17 protein-coding genes are annotated in these 24,692 nt (G+C 69.5%); 13 read left to right on the top strand and 4 right to left on the bottom strand.

Annotated features, from left to right (window positions below; genetic code table 11):
- Positions 1–19 precede the first annotated feature (19 nt).
- Genes ACFU8Q_RS07970 through ACFU8Q_RS07950 form a run of 5 tightly spaced genes read left to right on the top strand, consistent with a single transcriptional unit; the run spans position 20 to position 8,087 of the window.
- Positions 20–1,375: an ABC transporter substrate-binding protein gene (locus tag ACFU8Q_RS07970; protein ID WP_384449404.1), complete on the top strand. Its 1,356-nt coding sequence runs from the start codon at positions 20–22 to the stop codon at positions 1,373–1,375.
- A 25-nt stretch (positions 1,376–1,400) separates the two neighbouring features.
- Entirely contained in the window at positions 1,401–2,300 is a 900-nt protein-coding gene (locus ACFU8Q_RS07965; protein WP_384449401.1) for a carbohydrate ABC transporter permease, read from the top strand.
- Entirely contained in the window at positions 2,297–3,250 is a 954-nt protein-coding gene (locus ACFU8Q_RS07960; RefSeq protein WP_384449398.1) for a carbohydrate ABC transporter permease, read from the top strand. The genes ACFU8Q_RS07965 and ACFU8Q_RS07960 overlap by 4 nt, the downstream gene beginning before the upstream one ends.
- Entirely contained in the window at positions 3,247–7,266 is a 4,020-nt protein-coding gene (locus ACFU8Q_RS07955; protein ID WP_384449394.1) for a hypothetical protein, read from the top strand. Before ACFU8Q_RS07960 ends, ACFU8Q_RS07955 begins: the two co-directional genes overlap by 4 nt.
- Positions 7,263–8,087, top strand: coding sequence for an NAD-dependent epimerase/dehydratase family protein (locus tag ACFU8Q_RS07950; RefSeq protein ID WP_384449392.1), 825 nt, complete (start codon positions 7,263–7,265; stop codon positions 8,085–8,087). Before ACFU8Q_RS07955 ends, ACFU8Q_RS07950 begins: the two co-directional genes overlap by 4 nt.
- A gap of 186 nt (positions 8,088–8,273) precedes the next feature.
- On the opposite strand, the gene ACFU8Q_RS07945 is transcribed toward ACFU8Q_RS07950, so the two are convergent.
- Together ACFU8Q_RS07945 and ACFU8Q_RS07940 are read right to left on the bottom strand one after the other, a co-directional pair.
- Positions 8,274–9,131, bottom strand: coding sequence for an SMP-30/gluconolactonase/LRE family protein (locus ACFU8Q_RS07945; protein ID WP_384449389.1), 858 nt, complete (start codon positions 9,129–9,131; stop codon positions 8,274–8,276).
- A 45-nt stretch (positions 9,132–9,176) separates the two neighbouring features.
- Positions 9,177–9,959 (bottom strand): SDR family oxidoreductase, encoded by a 783-nt coding sequence (locus ACFU8Q_RS07940; RefSeq protein WP_384449387.1) that lies wholly within the window; start codon positions 9,957–9,959, stop codon positions 9,177–9,179.
- Between the two features lie 267 nt (positions 9,960–10,226).
- Between ACFU8Q_RS07940 and ACFU8Q_RS07935 the strand changes: the two genes are divergently transcribed.
- The gene (locus tag ACFU8Q_RS07935) at positions 10,227–12,299 is read left to right on the top strand and encodes a beta-galactosidase (protein ID WP_384449384.1); all 2,073 of its coding nucleotides are present in this window, start codon (positions 10,227–10,229) and stop codon (positions 12,297–12,299) included.
- A gap of 265 nt (positions 12,300–12,564) precedes the next feature.
- Here ACFU8Q_RS07935 and ACFU8Q_RS07930 read toward each other — a convergent pair whose 3' ends face one another.
- Together ACFU8Q_RS07930 and ACFU8Q_RS07925 are read right to left on the bottom strand one after the other, a co-directional pair.
- A complete protein-coding gene (locus ACFU8Q_RS07930; RefSeq protein WP_384449382.1) occupies positions 12,565–13,641 on the bottom strand; it encodes a mannonate dehydratase in 1,077 nt (358 codons plus the stop codon).
- Positions 13,642–13,782: 141 nt separating this feature from the next.
- Positions 13,783–14,523, bottom strand: a complete 741-nt coding sequence (locus tag ACFU8Q_RS07925; protein ID WP_384449379.1) for a GntR family transcriptional regulator — start codon at positions 14,521–14,523, stop codon at positions 13,783–13,785.
- A gap of 630 nt (positions 14,524–15,153) precedes the next feature.
- On the opposite strand from ACFU8Q_RS07925, the gene ACFU8Q_RS07920 reads away from it, so the two are divergent.
- From ACFU8Q_RS07920 to ACFU8Q_RS07890, 7 genes are all read left to right on the top strand, one after another.
- Positions 15,154–16,440: an extracellular solute-binding protein gene (locus ACFU8Q_RS07920; protein WP_384449376.1), complete on the top strand. Its 1,287-nt coding sequence runs from the start codon at positions 15,154–15,156 to the stop codon at positions 16,438–16,440.
- 74 nt (positions 16,441–16,514) lie between these two features.
- Positions 16,515–17,417, top strand: a complete 903-nt coding sequence (locus ACFU8Q_RS07915; RefSeq protein ID WP_384449373.1) for a carbohydrate ABC transporter permease — start codon at positions 16,515–16,517, stop codon at positions 17,415–17,417.
- Positions 17,417–18,337: a carbohydrate ABC transporter permease gene (locus ACFU8Q_RS07910; protein WP_384449370.1), complete on the top strand. Its 921-nt coding sequence runs from the start codon at positions 17,417–17,419 to the stop codon at positions 18,335–18,337. Before ACFU8Q_RS07915 ends, ACFU8Q_RS07910 begins: the two co-directional genes overlap by 1 nt.
- 25 nt (positions 18,338–18,362) lie before the next feature.
- Positions 18,363–21,191 (top strand): fibronectin type III domain-containing protein, encoded by a 2,829-nt coding sequence (locus ACFU8Q_RS07905; RefSeq protein WP_384449367.1) that lies wholly within the window; start codon positions 18,363–18,365, stop codon positions 21,189–21,191.
- Positions 21,192–21,220: 29 nt separating this feature from the next.
- Positions 21,221–23,089, top strand: a complete 1,869-nt coding sequence (locus tag ACFU8Q_RS07900; protein ID WP_384449364.1) for a PQQ-binding-like beta-propeller repeat protein — start codon at positions 21,221–21,223, stop codon at positions 23,087–23,089.
- Positions 23,086–23,502, top strand: a complete 417-nt coding sequence (locus ACFU8Q_RS07895; RefSeq protein ID WP_384449363.1) for a hypothetical protein — start codon at positions 23,086–23,088, stop codon at positions 23,500–23,502. Before ACFU8Q_RS07900 ends, ACFU8Q_RS07895 begins: the two co-directional genes overlap by 4 nt.
- Before the next feature lie 345 nt (positions 23,503–23,847).
- Entirely contained in the window at positions 23,848–24,357 is a 510-nt protein-coding gene (locus ACFU8Q_RS07890; RefSeq protein ID WP_384449438.1) for a GNAT family N-acetyltransferase, read from the top strand.
- Positions 24,358–24,692: the final 335 nt, after the last annotated feature.

Raw genomic sequence — 24,692 nt, 5'->3', positions numbered from 1 at the left:
GCCCGAAGGAGCCCGGCCCATGAGAACCCGTACACCCATCACGATCCTTGCCGCGACCGTCTGCCTGACCACGGTCCTCGGCGCCTGCACCACCCCGTCCTCCGGAAGCGGCGGTGGCGCGAAGCAGAACGTCACGCTGACCGTCGCGGAGTGGACCAATCCCGGTGCGGTCGAGTTCACCAAGGAGCTCAACGCCAAGTTCGAGAAGGCGCACCCGGGAGTCACCGTCAAACTGCAGACGGCCCCGAACGCCAACGGAGCCTGGCAACAGCTGTGGAACAGCATGCTGCAGTCCAAGTCCCTCGACGTCCTGGCCCAGTTCCCCCCGACCCAGCAGGGCTACGCCCCCGGCTACACCAATCTCAAGCCCGGAGGGGCGGCCGCACTCATCACGTCCGGTCAACTGACCGACCTCAAGGACCAGCCGTTCATGAAGCAGTACGACCCGGAGGTCCAGGCCGCCGCGGTCGGATACAAGGGCGGCGTCTACGGCGTCATGGCCGCCGAGTACGTCGGTGCGGGTGCGATCTGGTACAAGAAGGACCTGCTCGCGAAGCACGGCCTGTCCGTTCCCACGACGTACCAGGAATTCCTGGACGCCTGCGACAAGCTCAAGAAGGCCGGGATGACGCCGATCTTCGTGTCCGCGCAGAGCGGCATGCACGGCGGCGTGTGGCAGGGCATCGCGAATCAGATGATCATGAACGGGCATCAGCCCTCGGAGTCCGTCAAGGTGTCCGAGGACCGGGCCACCGCGTTCTGGAAGGGCACGCAGTCCTGGACCGACCCGGTCTACAAGGAGATTTCGCAGCGGCACACGGAGGTCATGCAGTACATCGAGCCCAATGCCTCGGGCGTGTCCCAGCAGACCGCGCCCGGCGTCTGGGCCACGAAGGCCGACGACTACCCGTTCCTGCTCGACGGCTCCTGGGACGGGCTGACCATCCAGCAGGCCAACCCGAAGCTCGACCTCGGGTTCTTCGCCCTGCCGGGCACCGACGACCCGGCGGCCAACCGCGTGGCGTTCAAGCCGGATCTCACCTGGGTGGTTCCGACCACCGCGCCGCACAAGGACCTGGCGATGCAGTGGCTCGCGATGTTCTCCGAGCCCGACAACTACAAGAAGTGGCTGGAGAAGACCGGCTCCATCTCCACCCAGCCGGCGCTGCAGAACACCGGCCTGCCCTGGATGGACTGGCTGAACGGTCACATGAGTGACGCCTTCCCGCAGCTCACCAACCCGTGGATCCCGGCCGGGGCGCCCATCGAGGCGGGCGGTCCCGACCTGTACAAGATGAAGCCGATCGGCAGCGACAGCATCGACGGCCTCCTGTCCGCCTCGGCGTCGGCCTACCGCAAGTCGGTCGGCAAGTAACGCACTCTCGGAAAGGAGGCTCGGCGTGGCACGCTGTCCCTTCGGAAACCAACGGACGCGGCGGTTCATCCCCTGGGCCAGCATCGCGATACCGGGAGCCGGGTGGCTGCTGTTCGGGCTCTACCCGTCGCTCGCCACCATCGGATACTCGTTCACCCGGTACTCCGGGCTCCCGGGCACGCCCCTGAACGTCTGCGGTCTGTGCAACTACTCGGCGGCCTTCACGTCGCTGTCGTCCGTGGTCGGGGACGCGGTGCGGGTCACGCTGACCTATGTGGTCGGCGTGACCGTACTGCAGACCGCGATCGGTCTGGGCCTCGCCCTGCTGCTGAACCGGCCCGGACGCTCCTACACCCTCTACCGCGCCATCATCTTCATGCCACAGATCTTCTCGGTCGCGGTGGTCGGCGCCATCTTCGCGCTCATGCTGGACCCCTACTCGGGCCCGGTGGAGAAGGTCATGCACGGCATCTTCGGCAACTCCTCTGCGTTCCTCGGGTCGAGCTCGCTGGCCCTGCCCCTGGTGATCCTGGTGAACGTGTGGATGTTCTCCGGCTACACGATGCTCATCTACATCGCCGGGCTGCGGAACATCCCACCGGCGGTCTACGAGGCGGCGGCCATGGACGGCGCCGGACGCCTGCGGGTGTTCCGGCACGTGACCTGGCCCCTGCTGGCCCCGGCCACCACGGTGACGGTATTCCTCACGGCGATGGGGACGCTGGGCGAGTACGCGCTGATCATGGTCCTCACCGGCGGCAACTTCGGCACCAAGACCCTCGGGCTGTACATGTTCCAGTCAGCGTTCGGGGGCGACAGTCAACTCGGTTACGGCTCGATGCTCGCCATGCTGCAGTTCTTCCTGACCGTCGTGATCGGCGGCGGACTGCTGTTCACCCTGCGCCGACGGGAGATCTCGCTGTGAAGGCCTCTCCTGCCGTCCTGGACCGGACCGATCAGAGCCCGGCACGGAGCAGTACGCCGCAGCCGAAGGCACCCCTGCTGTCCACGAAGGCGGCCAAGGCCGCCGGGGTGAACCTGCTCTGCTTCGCGATCGCCGCCGTGCTGTTCGCCCTGCCGCTGGTGTACATGCTGCTGCAAGCGTTCAAGACCTACACCGGGTTCCTCCAGAACCCCACCGGGATGCCGGATCCGTGGACCACGGAGAGCTTCTCGACGGCGTGGAGCCAGGGCAATTTCGGACGGCAGATGATCAATAGCCTGATCTACGCGGTCATCCCCGACACGGTCACACTGATCCTCGGGGTCTTCCTGGCCTTCCCCATCTCGCGCGGCTACTTCAAGCGCTCCAATCTCTTGTACACGTTCTTCATCTTCTCCGGGTTCCTGCCCGGCGGCCTCATCCCGCTGTTCATCGAAGCGCGCTCGCTCCACCTGTACAACAGCATGGCCGGGTACCTGATCCTGACCAGCCTGTCCGGCGCGGGGTTCTTCTTCTTCGTCGGCTACATCAAGGGCATCCCGCGCGAGATCGACGAGGCCGCAGCGCTGGACGGCTGCGGCTACGTCCGGTTCATCTTCACGATCATCATGCCGCAGATGAAGCCGGCCCTGGCCACCTTCGCCATCTTCGGTTTCGTCCATGCCTGGAACAACCTCATTCTGCCGCTGGTCATGTTGTCCGACGCGGCACTGTGGCCGGTCACCCGCGGGCTGTACTCGTTCTTCGGCGAGTACACGCAGAACTGGCCGCTCATCGCCGCCGGCACGTTCATCGTGGCCACACCCATCCTGCTCCTGTTCGTGCTCCTCCAGCGCCACCTCGTCGAAGGCGTCGCCGGCGGCGCGGCGTTCGGCACGCAGGGCGTCACCGGAGCGCCCGCCGTCCCGGCCGAGGAGGGGGACGGATCATGACCGGCCCGGTCACCTCCTGGCCCCCGGGCGGCGACCGGGTGCGGTTCCGGCTCGCCGATCCGCTGTGCCACCCGGAGTTCGCCTGGCCCAGGACCCTGCTGCACCACCCGGTACGCTGGGCCGCCCCGTCGGTCCGCGCCGAACAGCTCCGGCTGGTCGACGGGACGGGGCGGCCGGTGCCCTTCCAGCTCTCCCGGGTGAAATCGACGGGCAGCCACCTGGCGTTCGCCGTCGTCAGCTTCTTCGCCGACCTGCCGTCCGGCGCGACGCGCGAATTCACCCTGTGCGCCGACGAATCGCTGCCGACGGCCCGCGTCCCGCGACCGGTCCGGATCACCGAGGACGGCCCGTCCACCGTCGTCGACAGCGGAGTGCTCCGGATCCGGCTGCCCTCCTCGGGCCGGTTCGCCGCCGACGTCGTACCGGGTCCCGTCATCCAGCTGGACCGAGGACACGGCTGGGTGGGGAGGTCCGCCCTGCGCTGCGGCACCACGCACCTCGAACGCCTGGAAGTACGGCTCGTGGAAGCCGGTCCGCTGTTCGCCACCCACGAACTCCGCTACCACTTCACCGGCAACGCCACCTACACGGTGACCGTCGGCTGTCTCCAGGGCTGCGACTTCCTCGATGTGGCCGAGGAGATGTCGGCGCTCGACTCCGCGACGACGGCATGGGAGCTGAGCTGGGACGGCGTGACGCCGACCCACCGCTTCTCGTCGACCTGGCCGTTCTCGCAGTCCTCCGACGACCACGCCGACCCGGAATCACGGCAGCTGTACCACTGGCTCGGGATCGACGAGCCGATCGTGCTCGGCGACAGCGGCGAGGACCCGTCGTTCTCCGGGCCCGGCGGCAGGGAGAGCCCGGACACCGACTTCGCCTTCACCGTCGGCCCGTACGCCCCGAGCCACGCATGGAACATCCGCCCGCACGCCACGTTCTGGGACGCCACCGGAGGCGATGCGATGGGAGTGTTCCTCCGCGACCACGCCCGGTGGGACGACCGCACCTACGCGTCCTGGGCCTCCGCGGACCATCTCCAACTCCGCTTCCGCCACGACGGCGTGCTGCACTGGACCTGGCCCCTGCGCTCCGGGACCCGCCGGACCGCGATCGCCTTCTACGACCACGAACGCGACCTCGAGGTACTGCGCGACCAGAAGGGGACGCAGTACCCGTCCTCGTACGTGCGCCACCTCCACCACTGGCAGGGCACGCTCAGCCTGGATCGCGTCAAGGACTGGAGCCTGACCTACTCGGGAAGGCGACCCGCCCGGCTGTGCTCCGAAGGCGAACTCGGCTCCCCCGACGACCTGACGGCAGCCCTGTTCACCGGACCGGAGGGCCCGAGTCTCATCGCCCACGGGGTGAACGAACACCCCGGCTACCTCAACATCGGTCAACGCCCGCTCTACGACCGGCTGCTCGACGGCTACGACCGCCTCGCCGACCGGCTCGGAGCGGCGGACCGTGAACGCGCCGACGCGCTGCTGCTGCTGACCGCCCACGTCTCGGCCGGCGAGGAGATCGGCCCGCTGCGCCGCATGATCGCGGGCCACCCGAACTTCCTTGCCGACGGCAAGGCGGCGCTCGCCTGCCTCGCATGGCTCTTCCCCGACCACGAGGCAGCACCTCAGTGGCTCGACCAGTTCGAGAAGTTCGTCGAGCTGGCCGGCGTCTTTCACACCAGACCGGCGCTGCCGGCCCACGGTTCCCGGGCCGGCCGCTGGACCGAGAGCCTCGCCACCTACGTCTGGGCCTTCCTCCGCCCGGTCACCCAGGGCAACTTCCTGGGCCGGCTGACCGACGGCCGCAACCGCCTCGCCACACCGGAGTTCGCTGCCGTCGGCGAGTGGCTGGTGAACGCCCTGACCTCCCCGGTCGAGACAGGCCCCGGCGGCGAACTCCGCCGCCTGCACCCCGCGCAGGGAGCCCACGCCTTCTGGCCCCGGCGCCCGCCCATCGAGATGCGGCTTCTCGGCGAGGCCCTGCGCCGCTACCGTCCACTCGTCGCGGAGCATCTGCTCTGGGGGAGCGACGAGTTCGCTCATCGGCTCGACAGCCCGCCCGGCGCGCCGGACCCGTGGCGGGTCACGGTGCGGTCCGCCGGTGACCGGGGGACCAATCCTCGGCTGAAGAGCTCCAAGTACACCGGATACGGCGTCACGCTGCGTGCCGACGTCGACCGGCCCGGCGAGGTCGCGGTCTTCCTTCAGCAGGTGGACCGCGGCCCCAACTACCGCTGGGGGATCGCCGACGACAACGGCAGCGGGCACATCTACTACTACGCCGCAGGGCACTCCTACAGCGGCCACGGCCCCGAAGACGCCGGCGACCGCCGGGCCCCCGACGCCACCTTCGCCACCTCCTGCGCGGTCTGGAAGGACGGCGCGTACCGCTCGATCGGCCGGAACACCCTGGACCGGCCCCTCCACGACCTGGACGGCGCGCAGTACGCGGAGATCGTCTCCGACCCGGACGGCCCGGTGGGCGCCCTCTACCTGAGCCGTAGCGTCATCCTCGTCGGCAGCGACTACCTCGTCACCTACGACGCGTTCGCCGCAGGCCAGCGCATGGTGTGGACATGGTCCGTGCTGACCGAGGCCACCGGTCACGACGCCAACAGCTTCCCGCACCTCGCCGAGCGGATGCCGTTCATCCACGTGGTCCGCGGCGTGCGTACGGACGGCGCCCTCGACGGTGCCTTCGTGACCGACGTCTCCTGGGGCGTGCGCCTGGAAGGAAGGGACGACGGCGCGAACGGCAACACGCTGGCCGTCGTGAGCCACCGCGACGACCTGGAGATCGCCCCCGCGCACTCGACACCCTGGGGAGCCCGGATCCGGACCCCGCACAGCCTGGACTTCGTGTTCCGGCACGAGGCTTCCGTGCACTATGAACCCAAGACCGTCGAGTTCGCCGAGCGGGGGTTGCGCTTCTCGGGGACGGCCGGGACCATCAGGCTCTTCGACGACGGCCTGCGGCAACTGACCCTCTTCCACGGAAGCGCCGTGGGAACCTCCGAACTCCTCCTGACCACCGGGGACGACGATCTCGGCATCACCCTGCGCTACCGGGACCCCACCGAGGCCCAGGGCGTCTACCACGCCCCGACGGACAGTTCGGTGAGCCTGCACGTCCCCGGCGGGCTCGAAGCCGCGGCCCGCTTCCACATCGACGGCGAGCAGGTACGCCCCCTCGCCATGTCGCCGGACACGATCGCCGTCGCCCTGCCCCGAGGCCGCCATCACTGGGAACTGACGAGAGGACAACCGCAGCCGCCGCCCTCGCAGGTCCTGCGCACCGAGACCGTCGGCGACGGCGCGCTCGTGCACTTCTCCGCGGCAGCCGCCGCGGACCGCTACCTCGTCCAGCTCAGCGCCGACGGCGGCCACACCTGGGTGACGGCCGCGGAGACGGAACGAAGTCCCGTGCACCTGACCGGCCTCGCCGAGGACGAGAAGCGCCACGTCCGCGTCATTGCCCGGAACAGTCACCGACAGGCCGCACCGGGCGCCGACTATCCCGTCCACCCGACCCGCCGGGCGCCCGATCCGCCGGACGGGCTGAGACTCCGGCTCGACCACGGGACGGTCACCGCCACCTGGGGCGAGGTGCTGGGCGCGGGCGGGTATCGGCTCTACCGGCGCCGCAAGGGCGAGGTCGCCTACCGCGAGATCTTCGCCGGGTTCGGGTTCCGGCACATCGATCACGCGCCCGGCGTCATCCCCGGACACGACGATCCGGGCCAGGCCCGTCCGGCGGGCGTGACCGTGTACGAGTACGCCGTCGCGGCCGAGAACGGCAACGGCGTCGGACCGAAGTCGGCGGCCGTGGACACGGATCCAGGCAGTTGGCGGCACTGGTTCCCACCGACGGATCTCGCCTTCCGCCGGCAGCACACCTACAACCAGCCTCCCTACGTTCCCGCGTCCGCGACCCCGCGCCCCTACGGCCACCAGGTTCCGGCCCCGGAACTGCCTGCCGTCGCCCACCCGGCCGGAGAGGCGCCGTGACCGGGCAGCGGATCCTGATCACCGGGGCCGCGGGCCGCATCGGCCGCGAGCTGCGCCCGCGCCTGGCCCGCGCAGGCCGGACCCTGCGCCTCCTGGACGTCGCGGAGATCGAGCAGGCCGGACCGGAGGAGAACGTGGAGACGGTACGGGCGTCCTTCACCGACCAGGACGCGATCGACGCGGCCTGCCGGGACGTCGACGCGGTGCTCCACCTGGGCGGACTGGCCGGGGAGACGTCATGGGAGCGGATCGCCGACATCAACATCGACGGCACCAGGCGGATCCTCGAAGCCGTACGGAAACAGGGCGTTCCCCGCGTGGTGCTCGCGTCGAGCATTCACGCCGCGGGGTTTCACACGCGGGACGACGCGGCCGACGGCGTCCTGCCCGCCGTCGTGCCGCCGCGCCCGGACACCTACTACGGTGTCAGCAAGGCCGCGATCGAGGCGCTGGGCAGCCTGTACCACTCCCGGTTCGGCGTCGACGTCACCTGTCTGCGGATCGGCGCGTTCCGGCCGCGCCCGCTCGCCCCCGAGGACCTGGCCGCCTGGCTGTCGCCGGGCGACGCGGGCCGGCTCGTCGAGGCATGCCTGCATGCCGAGCCCGCCGCGTTCCGCATTCTGTGGGGCATCTCCCGCAATACCCGCCGGTGGTGGTCCCTGGCGGAGGGGGAGGCCATCGGGTACCGCCCCGAGGACGACGCGGAACACCACCTGGCTTCGATCCTCGGCTCCGGGACTTTCGGCCCGACGGACCTCGATCCCGCCGAGCCTCGCAACTTCCGTGTAGGCGCCCGCTTCTGCACGATGCCGCTCGGCTGACGACCGGAGGGCCCGGCCGATCGGGGCCGGTTCCTCCGAGGTCGGACAGCGTTGTCCGGGGCCGGGTGGGGGAGGGGGAACCCGGGCCGGGAACGCCTGCCCGGCCTGTCTGCCCGCCACTGGCCTGCTGGTCCCGGTCCTGCTCGGCCCGTCGCGTCCCGGCCCTGCGCGCCCCGGCCGATCCGCTCATCCGGCGAATGTGGCCGAAGGCAGGCCCACGACGCCGCCCACCTCATCGACGACGAACACGGACCCCGCCGGGTCGTCGTCCGGGAGTTCCAGGCCGTCCCGGGCCGAGGTGACGTACAGCGTGTCGAGGCGGGGGCCGCCGAACGCGCAGGAGGACGGCTGGCGCACGGGCAGCGGGATCTCGCCGAGCAGGTCGCCGTCGGGGGAGATCCGTACCACGCGCGCGCCGCCCCACACCGCGACCCACAGACACCCGGCCGCGTCGACGGTGAGCCCGTCCGGCATGCCCGTGTGCGCGGGGAGCCGGAAGAGTGTACGCCGACGGCTGATCCACGGGTCTCCGTCCGTGGTGTCGAAGGCGTAGATCTCGCCCGCGATCGAGTCGGCGAGGTAGAAGACGCGGCCATCGGGGCTCCAGTCGAGCCCGTTGGGCAGAGCGAGCCCTTCGAGGACCACACGGCTCGTCCAGTCCGGCAGCAGGACGCGCAGGGCGCCGCCGCCCGGCCGGAAGTCCATCGCCGTGCTGCCGGCCCAGAACCGCCCGTGCCGGTCGCACTTCGCGTCGTTCATGCGCTCGCCGTCGGGCAGGAGTGCGCACCGGGTGGTCATCGAACCGTCGGTGTCGACGCTCGCGAATCCCTGGGCCGTCGCCGTCACGAAGCCTCCGGCGCGTCGCGGCACCGCGGCGCCGACCTGCGTCGGCAGCCGAAGAGTGGTGGTCCGGCCGGTGGCCGGGTCACTGCTGTGGATGTGCCCGGCGGGGATGTCCACCCAGTGCAGGCGCCGGAGCCCGGCGTCCCAGACCGGTCCTTCGCCCACTCTGGCTCTGCCGGGGATCGCAATCCTGGCCGTCATCGGGAGTCCTCCGTTGTCGCATGCGGTCGAGTACGACGTCCGCCCTCAACCGGGAAGTACCACGGCCGCGTTGGCGAGCAGCCCGCCGTCGACGGGCAGCGAGATGCCGGTGATGAAGCTGGCCCGGTCCCCGGCCAGGAAGGCGATCGCCTCGGCGACCTCGTCCGGTCGCGCCACCCGGCCGAGCGGATGCATCCGTCCCCAGGACTCGACCAGTTCCTGCGTGCCCCGGTCACTGCCGTCGGAGAAGGCGCGGGCGGAAGCGCGCAGCATCGGGGTGTCGACCGACGCGGGACAGACCGTGTTGGCCCTGATCCCGTGCTTCGCCTCGTCGATGGCGATCGACCGGGCGAGTGCGTTGAGCGCCCCCTTGCTGGTGGTGTAGGCGGCGACGGCGGTCTGCGTGACGAATGCCTGCACGGAGGAGACGATCACGATCGAGCCCGCGCCTCGGGTGCGCAGGTGGGGCAGGGTGTGTTTGACGGCGTGGAAGGCGCCGGTCACGTTGACCGCGAGCACCTCGTTCCACTCGTCGGCGCCGGTCTCCGCCGCGCTGCCGTAGCGCTGGATCCCGGCCGCGGCGACGAGGATGTCGAGGCCGCCGTACGCCGCCACGACCTGGGTGACGAGTCGAGCGGTGGCGCTCTCGTCGGTGACGTCGACATCGACGCGCTCGACACCGGGAGGCAGCTCCTCGTACGCGCCTTTCGGTGGGATGCCGGCCGCCACGACCGCCGCCCCGCGCGCGGACAGCAGCCGGGCCGTCGCGCCTCCGATGCCGCTGAATCCACCGGTGACGATGGCGACCTTGCCATCGAACTCCGCCACGTTCCACTCCCTCGATGTGTTCCGGGCCTCGCGCCTGGCTGGACCCTGCCGTGGAAAGGATCCAGTGGGCAGCTGCGACGGGCGGTTTCGGCTGACGACCACCGCACGGAGGGTCCGGACGAACTACGTTCCGATGACGTCGACTTCACTCTAAACAACGTTGTCTCGGCCCGCTAGTCTGTGGCCGTTCCGCACTCCGGCGCACTCTCGGGCGGTGCTTCTCGGCCGCGCCCGGCTGTTGCTCGACGCCGTGTCGGGGTCCTTCGCGTGGGCGCTCGTTCGTCGGGCGGTGAGGAGAAGAAGCTCGTGACGGCAGGATGGATCAGATGGCCCGCCAACGTCGTTGCCCGGTGCGGCGGGGAACCCGTGGCGTTCGGCGGCGACTACAACCCCGAACAGTGGGACGAGAGCGTATGGCCCGAGGACGTCCGGCTGATGCGCGAGGCCGGAGTCAATCTGGTCACCGTGGGTGTCTTCTCCTGGTCGACGTTGCAGCCGGAGCCCGATCGATGGAACTTCGGCTGGCTGGATCGCCTGCTCGACCTGCTGCACGCGGGCGAAGTCGCCGTCGATCTCGCCACGGCCACCGCGTCGCCCCCGCCGTGGCTCACCACGCGGTATCCGGAGGTACTGCCGGTCGACCGGGAGGGGCGGACGATGGCGCAAGGCGGACGCCAGGCCTGGTCGCCGTCGTCACGGATCTATCGCGAACACTCGCTCGCGCTGGTCGAGAAGATGGCGGAGCGCTACGGCGAACACCCGGCGCTCGCGTTGTGGCACGTCTCCAACGAACTCGGCGGCCACAACTCCCGGTGCTACGGCGAAGCGAGCGCCGTCGCCTTCCGGAGCTGGCTGAGAGACCGCTACGGGAACTCGCTCGACGAACTGAACGCCGCGTGGACGACCAGTGCGTGGAGCCAGACGTACTCGGCGTGGGAACAGATCCAGCCGCCACGGGCTACGTTCACCGACTCGAACCCGACGCAGGTGCTGGACTTCGACCGGTTCAGCTCCGACCAGCTGCGGGCGCAGCTGCGGGCCGAGAGCGCCGTCCTGCGGCGGATCACGCCGGATGTGCCGGTCACCACGAACCTGGTGCTCTTCGACGCCGGGAAGAACATGAACTACAGCTCGTGGACCGGCGATGTGGATCTCATCGCCGCCGATCACTACCTGAGACCGACGTCCGACGCCCAGGCCGAGCTGTCCTTCTCGGCCGACCGGGCCCGCGGACTGTCCCGGGGGAAGCCGTGGCTGCTGATGGAGACGGCCACCGGTGCCACGAGCTGGCGCCCGGTCAACCCCGCGAAGCGCCCGGGGCAGCTCCGCCGGGACGTGCTGTCCCACCTCGCCCGCGGATCCGACGGCATCTGCTTCTTCCAGTGGCGGGCCGCGCGTGCGGGCGCCGAGCGGTTCCATTCCGCGATGCTCCCGCACGCCGGGTCCGGCAGTAGAAAGTTCCGGGAAGTGAAGGCGCTCGGCGCGGAGTTGGCACGCTGTGCCGAGGTGCTCGGCAGCCGGGTGGCGGCGGACTGCGCGCTGCTCTTCTCCGAGGAGTCGTGGTGGGCCGCCGACCGCGAGTCGCATCCGCACAACGGTCTGTCGTACATGGAGGCCGCCCTCGGGTGGTACCGGAGTCTGCGGGACGCGGGCGTCAGCGTCGACATCGTTCCGCCGTCGGCGGACCTGTCGGACTACCGGCTGATCATCGTGCCCCTGCTCTACCTGGTCCGTGACCAGGACGTGGCCGCGCTCACCACTGCCGTGGACGCGGGGGTGACCGTGCTCGTCACCTACTTCTCGGGCATCGTCGATCCGCTCGACCGGGTGCGGCTCGGCGGCTACCCCGGAGCGTTCCGAGAGCTGCTGGGCGTGCGCGTGGAGGAGTTCGCGCCGATGGTGGACGGGGACTTCGTCGAGATCGACGGGGTCACGGGGCCGGCCCGGGTCGCCACCTGGCACGAGGAGATCGACCTCACGGACGCGGAAGCGGCCTGCTGGTACGACAGCGGCGACTTCGCGGGCACACCGGCGATCACCCGCGTGGACCGGGGGGAGGGGGAAGCCTGGTACGTGGGCGTGGAGCTGGACGCCGACGCGCGTGCGCGTCTGGTGGGGCAGCTCGTGAAGCGGTCCGGGGTGACAGTGGTTCAGGCCGGAAGCGCCGTCGAGGCCGTGACGCGCCGCTCGGCGGGTCATGACTACGTCTTCCTCATCAACCACGGAGACACCGAGACCACCGTTCCCGGCCGGGGTACCGACCTGCTGGACGGATCGGTGCACGAGGGCGGGGTCACGGTGCCCGCGGGCGGGGCGAGGGTCCTCAGACGGGCCCGCTGAACGCACCCGGCCGTACCGACCAACGGCCCACCGACGTGCCGCGGAGTTCGCCACCAGGGTGTTCCCCACCCGGCTCGTCCTCAGGGGATCCGGGACACCGGATCCGGAAGGAGCCCGGCAGGCGCGCCGTCCGGTGTGGTGACCGCGAGTCGGGCGGCCACCGGCGAGCGGGTCCCTCAGCCGCGCGCCGGACCTCGGCGCAGGACGCCCCGCCCCCGCCGCCCGACCGGGCGAACCTCGTGCGGGCCGGGCGAGCCTCACACGGTCATGCCGACAGCCGGCCGTCGGCCGGAACAGTGCGTGGGCCGACCGGCTCGTCGAGCGACAGTCCGTTCAGGACGCCTTGCAGATACCCGATCGCGTGCGCCCGGCCCCGGCTGCAGTACGCCTCGGACGAGGTGTCGCCCCAGGTGTCCAAGTCACCGATCATTGCCGGAACATGATCGTCGATCAGAAAGCCGTCGAATCCCGAGGCGTCGAGCCGGCGGATCACCCGTGCCGGGTCGAAGTTGCCCTCGCCGAGGAAGCACTCGCTGAAGCGCGGCACCGTGCCGCTTACATCCCGGAAGTGGACGTAGCAGATGGCCGGTCCCAGCAGGTCGATGACTTCGTTGATGCTCTGCTCGCCGGCCATTTCCGACACGGTGCCGAGGCAGAGGTTCAACCCCCACGACGGGCTGCCGCCGGCCTGGGCGTGGGCCTGTGCGATGGCGGCCGGAGAGGTGAAGATCCGGGCGATGCCCCCGAGGGGCTGTGGTGTGGGCGGATCGTCGGGATGGAGGGCGAGCCGCACACCGACTTCCTCCGCGACGGGCAGTACGGCGTCCAGGAAGTACTGGTGGTTCGCCCACATCCGCTCGGCGTCGATCGGCTCGTCCAGCTTCCGGTCGGGGGTCAGCCGGTAGCCGGCGAGCGCGTTGCCCGCCGGGACGTCGGCCAGGTCGAAGGCGGTGACCTTGGCGCCGCCGCGGCCCTTCGCCGCCATGTCCGTGCGCCATACGTAGGTGGCGAGGAAGTTGTAGCCGAGCACGTCGACCCCGACGGCGGCGAGGTTGCGGATGGTCTTCCGGTAGTTCTCGATCTGCTCGTCGCGGCCGGGCAGACCGCGCTGGATCTTCCAGAAATGGGCGAGGGGGACGTTCTCGATGCCGTCGATCGTCAGCCCGTCGGCGTCGCAGCGGTTCCGCAGGGCCTGCAGCTCCGGCAGGCTCCAGAAGCCGTCGGCTCCCGGCAGCAGGTCCGGCGTGTGGAACTGGACGCCGCTGAGCCCGAGTTGGTGGGCGAAGGTCGCGACGCGGGCGTCGTAGGTGTCGATGTGGCCGAGGGAGAGCCGTATGGTCATGCCTGCCCGCCCCGCTGCCGGCCGAGCCCGTCCGCGTTCTCGAACTCCATGACGTCGCCTTTCTTCAGGTAGGGGAAGGGCCGGACGACGCCACGCCCCGGGCGTGCCGTGGTGGCGGTCCGGCGGGTGTCCGGATCGAGGTCAATCGGTGAAGAAACCCGGGTACTCGGCGCGCAGCGCCGGGCCGCGTTCCAGAGCGCGCCGGGCGTGCCGGCTGATCAGGGTGCGACCAGCGGGCAGGTCGGCGTTCTCCAGCGCGTCCACGATCAGCCGGTGCTCGTCGATCAGTTCGCGCATCGCGGCGGCGCCGGGCAGGGCCAGCCGGCGGAGCCGGTCTAGTTGCAGCTTCATCCGCTGCACAGCCTGCCACGCACCGGGATAGCCGCTGAGCGAGAAAATCTCGCAGTGCAGCGCCTCGTCGGCGAGGAAGAACGCGTCGTAGTCCTCGGTGCGGCAGCTGTGCTCCTGACGATCGAGCAGTTCTCGCAGCACGGTGACGTCCACCGTCGGGTCGGCGCACGCCACTTCGAAGGCCGCGACCTCCAGGCTCTCGCGGACGAAGCGGGCCTCTTCGACGTCCCGCAGGCTGATCAGACCGACCCGGGTGCCGACCTGCGGCACGACGCGCACGAGGCCCGCGTCGACGAGCCGTGCGAGGGCCTCGCGCACCGGTGTGCGGCTGACGTGGAGTTGTCCGGCCAGGTCCGTCTCGGACAGGGAGGCTCCCGGAGCGAACCGGAGTTCGCGGATCGCGGCGGCCAACTCCTCGTAGACGCGGTCGGACGTCCGGGTCCGCGCCCCGTCCCGGGTGATCGGGGCCAGTCCCGCATCGCGAACGGCCAATGTCTGCTCAGGGATGCGAGGTTGTTGAGGGGGATTCACGAAATGATCGTTGCACGCCGTATGCTTGTATGCAAGTATCCCGCCTATCGACCCCCACTCGTCGTGGAAGGGAAACACCGTGTGCGCCGACGCGCGAGACCCGTCACCGTAGGGCGAGTCGTCAAATTCCCTCATTCGAATGGGACGACAGGATCCGGGCCCCGCGCCCGTACGGGAAAGCAGCGCCACGGCCGTGGCCGCGGACGAGCCCGGAGCCCCTGTCCCGTCAGCGCCCGGGAGTCGTGCCTCTCCGGGAGCCGCTTCCGTCGAGCCGTCGGGAACCGCGCGGACGACCGCAGTTCCGGTAAGTCCCCACAACGCGCGAACTCCCTTCGGGTGAACGCCCGTTGCCCGATCCACCGGCATCGGAGTCCGAGCAGTCAGCCGGCCACGGCGGGACATCCCGTCCGCGCCCGGCCACGCACCAGTACGTCCGCCGCGCCCCTCCCACCGGGTTTCGCAGCCGCCCGCCCGGCACGGGACCGGGAACGAAGCGACGAACTCGACGCCGACCAGATTTTCCCGCAAGACCGGTCAGGCACGCCAAGGGCCGCCCGCGAGGGCGGCCTCGATCCACTCGATGACACGAACAACGCTGTTCAGAGCAGAAATTGAGAGGACGTCATGGTCATGCGCAGGGCGAAACTCGCCGCAGCGGCCATCATCACCGCCACCTGCATCATGCTTTCCGGGTGCAGCGGCAGTACCGGAGCGAGCAGCAGCGGCTCGGCCGAAATCACCTTCTGGGGGTGGGCGCAGGGTTACGAGAAGTCCGTCGAGCTGTGGAACAAGTCGCACCCCGACAGCCACGTGAAGTACGAGGCGATAACCGACGGCGGCGCGGGCGGCTACGACAAGATGCTCACCGCCGCCAAGGCGGGCAAGGCCCCCTGCTTGGCACAGGTCGGCTACGAGACTTTCTCGAGCTTCCTCGCCACCGGTGTCCTCCAGGACGTCAGCAGCTACGTCGAACCGCAGAAAAACGAGTTCGCCGACTGGGTGTGGGGCAACGTCGGCGTCAACGGCAAGGCCTACGGAGTCCCGGTCGACACCGCGCCGATGGCGATGTTCTACCGCGCCGACCTCTTCAAGAAGGCGCACATCGAAGTCCCCCGAACCTGGGACGAGTTCACCTCCGCAGCCGCCGCGGTGAAGGCCGCCGATCCGTCGTCCCGCCTCATGAACCTCCCCATCGACCCCTACCTGTACGCCGGATTCGCCTGGCAGGGCGGTGCCCCCTGGTTCGGCGTCAAGAACGACGCCTGGTCCGTCTCGCTCGACAGCGCGGCGAACGGCAAGGTCGCCGACTACTGGCAGGGACTCTTCGACCGGGACCTCGTCACCTCCCACCCGGCCTTCGACGCCGCCCTGTACTCCGCGTGGAGCAAGGGCAAGGTCTGGGCGGAGGTCGGCCCGGTCTGGTCCGCCTCCCTCATCCGGGACAACGCCGCAGGCTCCGCGGGCAAGTGGGACGTCGCGCCGATGCCCCGGTGGGGCACCCAGGACGCCGTCGGCAACTCGGGCGGCTCGGCCACGGCCGTGATGAAGGGCTGCCCGAGGCCGAAGGAGGCCACCGAATTCGCCCTGTGGATGTCGACCGACTCCGGCTCGGTGTCGAACCTGATCGCCTCCGCGGCCATCCTCCCGGCCTCCAAGTCGGGGCTCGCCAACAAGGCACTGGACGCTCCCCAGAGCTACTACGGCGGCCGGCCCATCTATCAGATGTTCCGTCAGGAGGCGGCCAAGGTGAACCCCGACTGGCGGTGGGGCCCGGTCATGTCGACCACGGCCACGGCGCTCGGTGACGGTCTCGGCAAGGTGCACACCAAGAAGGGAACCTTCCAGGACGCCCTGAACAGCGCCCAGAAGGGCACGGTCTCGGCACTGCGGTCCCAGGGATTCTCCGTGAGCAAGTAGCCCCGCGCGGGGGCCGTGCGCCGACGCGGCCCCCGCTGGATCCGCAAACCCGCCACTCCACGGAAGAGGTGACCATGTCCTCCTCGACGATCCGGCGGCGCCGACTGCGCGAACTTTGGCGAGCCGCGCCCTTCGTCCTGCCGTTCCTCCTGCTCTTCGTCATCGTCTACCTGGTACCCACCGGGTACTCCGTGGGCCAGAGCTTCTTCGCCGAAAAACGCTCCGGTCTCGGCCTGTCCGGAGCCGAGTCCGTCTTCGCGGGCTTCGACAACTACGTCCGGGTGTTCCACGACACGGACTTCATCTCGTCCCTGGGCCGGGTGGCCTTCGTCGGCGTCATCCAGGTGCCCCTGATGCTCGCCATCGCGCTCTTCCTCGCCCTGCTCATCGATTCGTCGGCCACGAAGGGGCGCAGGTTCTTCCGGATCGCCTACTTCATCCCCTACGGGCTGCCCGGTGTGATCGCCGGTCTGGTGTGGTCCTTCCTGTACGCGCCCTCACTGAGCCCCATCACCCGGTACTTCGGGTCGATGGGCGTCCACTTCAGCTTCGTCACCGACGGCGCCCTGCCCTTCTCGATCGCCAACATCCTGACCTGGGCATGGACCGGCTACAACACCATCCTGATCTTCGCGGCCCTGCAGGCGGTCCCCGAGGAGACCATGGAGGCCGCAGCCCTCGACGGCTGCTCCGGCTGGAAGGCCGCGCTGCTCATCAAGGTCCCGCAGATCCGGCCGGCCCTGCTGCTCACCCTCGTCTTCTCCATCATCGGCACGTTCCAGCTGTACAACGAGCCGGCCACCATGAAATCCGTGGCGCCGAACCTGTCGTCCACCTACACACCGATCATGGCCGCGCTGCGGTCCCTGTCGGCCAACGACTTCAACTACGCCGCCGCGCAGTCCGTGGTGCTCGGCGCGCTGATCTGCGTGCTGTCTGTCCTTGTCTTCCGCGCATCGGCCAGGAGCGTCGACTGATGACCGCCACCCTGCAATCACCCGTCCGAACCGCGTCCGCGGCCGGGGAACCGAGGCCGCGGCGCTCCCGGGCGGGCGCCCTCACGACGGTCAACCCGGCATCGCGCCTGTTCGTACTGGCCGTCATGACTCTCTTCGCCGTCTACTTCCTGCTCCCGGTGTGGTGGCTGGTCGTCTCCGCCACCAAGGGCACCGGAGAGATCTTCTCGGGCAACGGCTTCTGGTTCGGAAAGCACTTCGCCCTCTTCGACAACATCCGGACCCTGTTCGAGGCCCAGGGCGGTATCTACTCGCGTTGGCTGCTCAACTCGCTGTTGTACGCGGTCGGCGGCGGGATCGTCTCCACGCTCCTGGCGTCCATGTGCGGATACGCGCTCGCCAAGTTCCCGTTCCCGGGACGTGAGGCCGTCTTCGGCACGGTGCTCGCCGCCGTGCTGCTGCCCGCACCCGTGCTCGCCATCCCGCTCTACCTCGTGTTCAGCTACACGGGGACCATCAACACCTTCTGGGCCGTGTTCGTCCCGAGCATCGTCAGCCCCTTCGGCGTGTACCTCAGCCGGATCTACGCCGCGTCCTCGATACCGGACGCCCTGATCGAGTCCGGGCGCATCGACGGAGCCGGCGAGTTGCGCATCTTCGCGATGTGCGCGCGGCTCATGGCGCCCGCGATGGTCACGATCTTCCTGTTCCAGTTCGTCGCGATCTGGACGAACTTCCTCCTGCCCTCGCTCATGCTCGCCGACACCTCGCTCCAGCCCGTGACGGTGGGCCTCGTCGGCTGGCGCGAGCTCCAGGGCTATCCCGTCAGCTACACCACCGTCGTCACCGGCGCGCTGGTCTCCGTCGTGCCCGTCGTCGCCATGTTCGTGTCGTTGCAGTCGTTCTGGAGCAAGGGCCTCGTCACCGGAGCCGTCAAGTAGCCCACCCACCCCGAAAGGATGATCCATGAACATCCTGACGCGAAGACTGACAGCCGTGTGTGTCGTCCTGCTTCTGGCGGCACCAGGCACCACCGCCGTAGCAGCCGACGACCCGCCGACGAACCTGCTCGCCGCGGACCTGGACACCGGATTCGACAGCGGCAAGAGCCCGCTGACCATGGCCGGCCAGACATCGGGAGGCACTCAGCAGATCGTGCAGGTCGACGGTGACAACGCCCTCGAACTCCGCGACGCCTCCCAGGGCAGCAATCTCTCCAGCTACTTCTACCACCGCTGGTCCACCGGGGCGCTGAAGGACCGCATCAACGCCGTCTACAGCGAGCCGGTCGGCAGCCCCGCCCGGCAGTTCGTCCTCCGGTACGACCTGGCGCGGAGCGCGGCCAGTGACAAGCCCGTCGCCAAGGACATCTACGCACAGATCCAGTTCGGCAACTTCGACAACAATCTCGTGCCGCGGTTCCCGGTGCCGGCGGTGAGCGTCACCACCACCCCCGCGTACACCGGCACCTCCGGCCACCTGTCGCAGGTCGACGACACCGCCCTCCCCGCGTACCGCTTCACGATTGTGCCGAACGGCGGGCAGCGGCTCATCTCCACGGTGGAGCTGGGCTTTTCGGTGCGCGTCGACACCGGCGGCACCGACGAGGCGATCACCGTCGACAATCTCGGCGTCTACGAGGTGGCCGGGGGCATCACCGACACGGAGCCGCCCACCGCCCCGACCCGGCTGACCGCCGGCGTGACGTCCGGCAGCGTCTCGCTCGGCTGGACCGCCTCGACCGACAACCTCGGAGTGACCGGGTACGACGTCTTCCGCGACGGCTACCAGGTCGCCTCCGTCAGCGGCACCACCACCTCGGCCGTCGTCACCGGCCTGATGCCGGTCACGCGTTACGACTTCACGGTGCGGGCCAGGGACGCGAGCGGCAACATCAGTGCGCTGAGCGCGCCGCTCAAGACATCGACCGGCCCGTACGTGCCCGAGTCGCCCGCCCCCTACCCCGGCACCCAAAAGACCCGGACGCAGTGGCTGTGGGACAAGACGAAGGCCATGAAGGAGGAGAGCGGCGCCGTCAACGTGGCCCAGTACACCGCGCAACTCGCCGACCACGAGAACGTGACGACGAACCTCGCCAAGCTCGACACCCAGTTCCAGAACTACGACTACGAGCAGTACAAGACCATGGCGAAGATGTACTCCTACCTCATGGTCGGGGACCAGTTCAGCCCGGGCATGCTCGCGCACGTGCGCAGCTACTTCGCCTCGTACGCCTACCAGAAGCTCCCGCAGACCGAGAACCTGCGGATGAGCAACTACGCCACCGGATACCTCGTCGGCCAGTACTTCCCCGACCTCGCCGACCTGAACGGCAACTCCGGGGCCCAGCTGAAGGCCACCAACAAGGCGAACATCCTCGAGATGGTGAACGCGGGCGTGCGCGGCGGATGGGCGGAGTACCAGAGCCCCGAGTACACCTTCATGACGTACTTCTGCCTCAATGCCGTCTATCAGTGGGCCGACGACGCCCAGTTGCGCCGGCGGGTGAAGATGGCGATGGACGTGATGTGGTTCGAGTGGGCGAACGACTGGATCGACGGCTACATGATCTCGTCGGAGAGCCGCGCCAAGGGCGACCTGTCCTCCGTCAACGATCCGACCTGGCGGCCCGCGGACCACTCGGTGCTCGCCTGGACGTACTTCGGCGCCCACCGCGCACAGCAGGGTGTCGGCGAATCCGACAACCCGGCGCCCTCGGCGTACCGTCCGAACCTCGAGTACGCCGGTCTCGCGGCCTGGCCGGGGACGAAGTACACGCCGCCGGAGCCGGCGGTGGAGATCGGCCGGAAGACCGACAAGTCCTACACCGCGCACAAGGCGAACCTCCAGAACTCCAGCGGCCACGCGATGGACGTCTACCGCACGAGCTACGTGCGACCCACCTGGGGCCTCGCCACCGAGGTCCAGTACCGTCGGGTCGACAACTGGATCGAGGATCTGCCGGTCGTGCTCCGCTGGCAGTCCGACGCCGCGAATCCGCTGTTCCGGCTGTCGGTCGACCAGGGCAACGCTCCGATCGGCGCCTACGACCAGCCGGCCAATCAGCGGGTGATGCAGAACGGCCCCACGGCCGTGGGCGTCTACAAGTCGTCGGGCGACCAAACCTCGAACTACATCAACGCGCTGTTCCCCGCGAACGGTTCGATCCGGGAACGGCGCGAGGTCGACGGATGGACGATCGCCGACACGGGACGGATGTACTTCGCGTACAAGTTGGCGAAGCCCGGGACCTGGTACCACCAAACACCGAACGACCCCGCGAACAAGGTGAAGACGACGGCGCAGAACCACCCGACCGCCACCCTCAGCTACAGCTATGACATTCTGCGCAGCCAGGCCGACAGCAACGCCTGGGTGCTGGAATCGGCGGATGCGTCCACGTACGCCGACCTCGACGCGTTCGCGAGAGCTCTCACCAGTGCCACGGCAATGGACGTGAGCCACCTCGACGATACGAACCCGCGGCTCGTGTACCACAGCCTGAGCGGAGACGACCTAGACATCACCTTCGACTCCGCGTCCCAGGCACCCGGCGCCACTCATCTCGTGAACGGCACACCGGTCGCCTACGACGCATACAAGCTGTTTGACACCCCGTGGCTGCAGCAGGACAAGCGGGGCTCGACGTTCACGGCCTCGGTCGATGGCGAATCCGTCGTCTACGACTTCGACCACTGGACCGTAACCACCGTGGACGACGACCACGACCGGCGCGGCCGCCCCCGGGCCGAGGACACCAGACCTTTGCCACGAGGGGAGTTGGGGCCGAGGTAGGCTCCCCGGGCGACTGGAGGGGGTAGGGCATGTCAAGGAAAAAGGATCAGCGGGAACGCAGCGCGGCGCGGCGTCGCCTGGCGAAGGAACACCGGTGGACGTACACGGACTGGCATCCCGAACGCCTGCAGTTGTGCGCGGGGGCGCTCGGCGTCGATACCGAGAAGGCGATGGCAGTGGACGCCGTGAGCGGCACCCTGGACAGCCATTGGTTCAGCGTCTTCGACTGTGTCACCGACGACCCCTCGGCAGCCCGCACCGTATACCTCGTCCAACTGCCGGCCGTGCTGCCGCTGGTCGCGGTGAGCCGGCACTCGCTGGTCGTGGACACGATGGTGCCACTGCTGAAGCGGCTCGTCGCCGAGCGTCCGGACCGCCATCTGTACGAGATCGGCGACCCGGCCTACGACGCCATCCATGTCGTGGAGTGCGTGGACCCGGAGACGGCGGCACGGCTGCTCACCCCGGCCGTGCGCGAGTTCACCGACGACCGCCGCTGGCTGGAGTGGCAGGTGGACGGCGGCTACCTCTTCTACGCGCAGCCTCCGGGCCCGCGCCGGGGGAGGGACGACGCCCACGCGATCCTGACCGAACTGCGCTCACTGGTCGACCTGGTGGAGGTGATGGATCCGGGGTTGTGGGGCGAGGTGGCGGACGCAGTCCCTGGCGACGGCGACGGCGACGGCCGTGCGGGGGCGGAGAAGGTTCCCGGCAATGCCGGGGGTGAGAGGAGGGACACCGTTCGCGCGGCCGTATCGGACGCCGTTCCCTCCACCGGAGCACAGTCGGCGGCCGGGCCCGGCGGCGGACCGTCCGCCATGGTCCGCGGTGGCCCGGCCCACACCGGCGTCTATCCGAAGGGCACGCTGCCGTCCGGTTTCCAGGCATGGAGCGTGCGGCTGCCGGACGCGGTCGTCGCCGCGCCGGTCGTCTGCGCGGGCACCGTGTACGTCGACTGCGCCGACGGCCGCTGCTACGCGCTGGACGCGGTGACGGGCGCGGCGCGTTGGTCCTTCGACGCGGTCGGTGCCCTGAAGCAGACGCCGGCGGTCGCCGACGGGACGGTGTATGTCGTCGGCGAGTCCGGCGTGCTGCACGCGGTCGGCGCCGCGGACGGGCAGGAGCGCTGGCGGCAGCGGGTGGGCCACTCGGGGGCGCCGGTGGTCGCCGACGGCCTGCTCTACGTCGTCCACCACCCGGCCAACCTCCTGCGCGATGCCTCCCGGATCCGCGCGCTGGACGCGGCGACCGGCGAGGAGCGCTGGGAGCGGCGGTTGCCCGACGGGTCGGCCGCCGCAGCGGCGGTCGCCGACGGCCGGGTCTACGTGCAGGGCGCGCGGGCCCAGTTGACCGCCTTCGACGCGGTGAGCGGCGAGGAGCTGTGGCACCAGGGCTCCACCGCGAGCCAGTTGAGCTGCTGCACCCCGAGCGTCGCGCACGGCATCGTCTGCGCGGGCACCGGCGCCGGTCAGCTGTACGCCTACGACGCCGCCACCGGTGAGCAGTTGTGGGGCGTACAGGCGGCCGGTGTGGTCGACAACACCCCGGCGCTGACCGAAGGCGTGGTCTTCGCCGGCGACAGTCACGGCGGCGTGTACGCGGTGGACGGCAACGACGGCGGGCTCCTCTGGCACCTGCCGAACCGATACGGCGCCTCGTCCCCGGCGATCTGCGGCTCGTCCGGGTGGATCGTCGGCACCAAGTACGGGCGCGGCCTGTTCAAGATCAGCCTGAGCGCCGGCGTGGTCCTGTGGCGGCACGCACTGGATGGCCGCGGCACCGGCCCCGTCTACGCCGACGGAGTCGTCTACGTGGGCACGCACGCCGGCACCGTGCTCGCGGTGGACGCCGAGACAGGTCGCAAGCCCGCCCGGGCGCGGCGCAACCTGCGGGTTTGAGCGGACGGCGGGAGGGACAGCGGGTGATGTGGACCGACATGGACTTCCTGGTCGGCGCCGATCCGGGCGAGGTACTGCCTACGGCACCGTCGCCCGTCGGCGAGGACGAGCGGCGCACGGCGACCGTGTACCGCTCGGTGGCCCGGCGGCTCAGCCGGGCCGACGGCGTGGGCCGGGCCCAGCTGCTGTCCCTGGAGGCGGCCCGCTTCGGGTGGGTCTGGGACCTCACGACAGGCCGGGAGCATGGCGAGCCGCTGAACCCACTGCCGCCGGATCGCCGACCTGGCCGTCACCACGCTCGGCGACCGCGTCGTCGCCTCACCGGCGGCGACGATGCCACCGTGCGCGCGACCTGCACACCCACACCCGGATTCGCCGCGCCCTGCGCTTCCCCTACCGGGTACACAGCGTGACCCCTGTCGACGGCGGCGCACTGCTGGTCGGCTTCGCCGACGAACTGGCCGGCTGCCCCGGGCAGATCTCCCGGACGCTCCCTGCTGACCAGGCGCTCGCTGCCCTGACCGCATCTCCCGAAACTTGTGGACCCCTACCGGCGGAGACATGAACATGGCGACTGGCGCAACCAGGCCCGGCAGCACCTGTCCAGCCGCATGCTCGCCCGGTTCCCCGATGTCTCAAGATCCGACATCACCGTCGTCGTCGATCAGCCGCCGCCGGCCATGACGTCCACCTCCAACGGTCCTTTTGGAATGATCGCGGGAGTAGCAAGAGATCAGCAGGGCAGAGGAGCAACACAGATGCTGCTACGTGATGTTGAGTACGGTGACGTCGACGCCTATGTTCGGATGCGATGCGATCCCGCCATGATGGTCGATCTCGGTGGCCCGTTGCCTCGCGAGGGCATGGAGTCGAAGGTCCGGCGTGATGTTCAACGGGCGGGGTCCGGCACGGACTGGATAAAGATGATCGTGCCCGATGAAGCCGAACCGGACGTGGTCGCGGGAACCGTGACCTTGTGGCCCCACGACACCGACGTCGAACACATCTCCGAGATCGGCTGGATGGTACTGCCGGAGTTTCAGGGGCGGGGATTCGGCAAGCAGGGCGTCCGCATGCTGCTCGAGCTGGCCCGCGACGACGGCCGGTGGGGGCTCATACACGCATTTCCGGCGACAGCGAACGCCGCCTCGAACGGTATCTGCCGCTCCCTCGGTTTCAGGTCCCTGGGCGAGCAGGACGTCACCTTCGCCGGACGAGTCCTACGAACCAACCACTGGACCATCCACCCTCGCACAGATCTGACCTGAGACGAGGCCGATGCTCCGAGGACATCTGCGCCGGTGGCGGCGAGTTCGGCGATGCCCTGCTCGGTCAGGCGTCCAGACGGCGCTTGGCGAGCCAGGAGGCGCCCTGCTCTCGGTAGTGGCCTGGCGCAGTTCATGGTCGCGAATGCGGCGAACGTGGTCTCCAGGTCCGGCCTAGGGGATCAATCGAACCGTGGTTGGCGCTGAGATTGATCTTGGTCGTTTAACACAGTTCCGGGATACGGTGACAGGTTTCTCTGGAAGTCCAGTGGGCTCGGATGACGGGTGGCTACCGTCCACCGGGTGCCGGTGGAATTTCTTACTGATGTGCAGGCGAC

This window comes from Streptomyces sp. NPDC057543, from assembly GCF_042801895.1.
Lineage (GTDB): Bacteria > Actinomycetota > Actinomycetes > Streptomycetales > Streptomycetaceae > Streptomyces.
This window is presented reverse-complemented; position numbering and strand designations above follow the sequence as displayed.

Excerpts from the sequence above, each read along its gene's own strand:
- ACFU8Q_RS07970 (WP_384449404.1), top strand. The coding sequence starts at position 20 with ATGAGAACCCGTACACCCATCACGATCCTTGCCGCGACCGTCTGCCTG.
- ACFU8Q_RS07955 (WP_384449394.1), top strand. The coding sequence starts at position 3,247 with ATGACCGGCCCGGTCACCTCCTGGCCCCCGGGCGGCGACCGGGTGCGG.
- ACFU8Q_RS07945 (WP_384449389.1), bottom strand. The coding sequence starts at position 9,131 with ATGACGGCCAGGATTGCGATCCCCGGCAGAGCCAGAGTGGGCGAAGGA.
- ACFU8Q_RS07930 (WP_384449382.1), bottom strand. The coding sequence starts at position 13,641 with ATGACCATACGGCTCTCCCTCGGCCACATCGACACCTACGACGCCCGC.
- ACFU8Q_RS07920 (WP_384449376.1), top strand. The coding sequence starts at position 15,154 with ATGCGCAGGGCGAAACTCGCCGCAGCGGCCATCATCACCGCCACCTGC.
- ACFU8Q_RS07915 (WP_384449373.1), top strand. The coding sequence starts at position 16,515 with ATGTCCTCCTCGACGATCCGGCGGCGCCGACTGCGCGAACTTTGGCGA.
- ACFU8Q_RS07910 (WP_384449370.1), top strand. The coding sequence starts at position 17,417 with ATGACCGCCACCCTGCAATCACCCGTCCGAACCGCGTCCGCGGCCGGG.
- ACFU8Q_RS07905 (WP_384449367.1), top strand. The coding sequence starts at position 18,363 with ATGAACATCCTGACGCGAAGACTGACAGCCGTGTGTGTCGTCCTGCTT.
- ACFU8Q_RS07900 (WP_384449364.1), top strand. The coding sequence starts at position 21,221 with ATGTCAAGGAAAAAGGATCAGCGGGAACGCAGCGCGGCGCGGCGTCGC.
- ACFU8Q_RS07890 (WP_384449438.1), top strand. The coding sequence starts at position 23,848 with ATGCTGCTACGTGATGTTGAGTACGGTGACGTCGACGCCTATGTTCGG.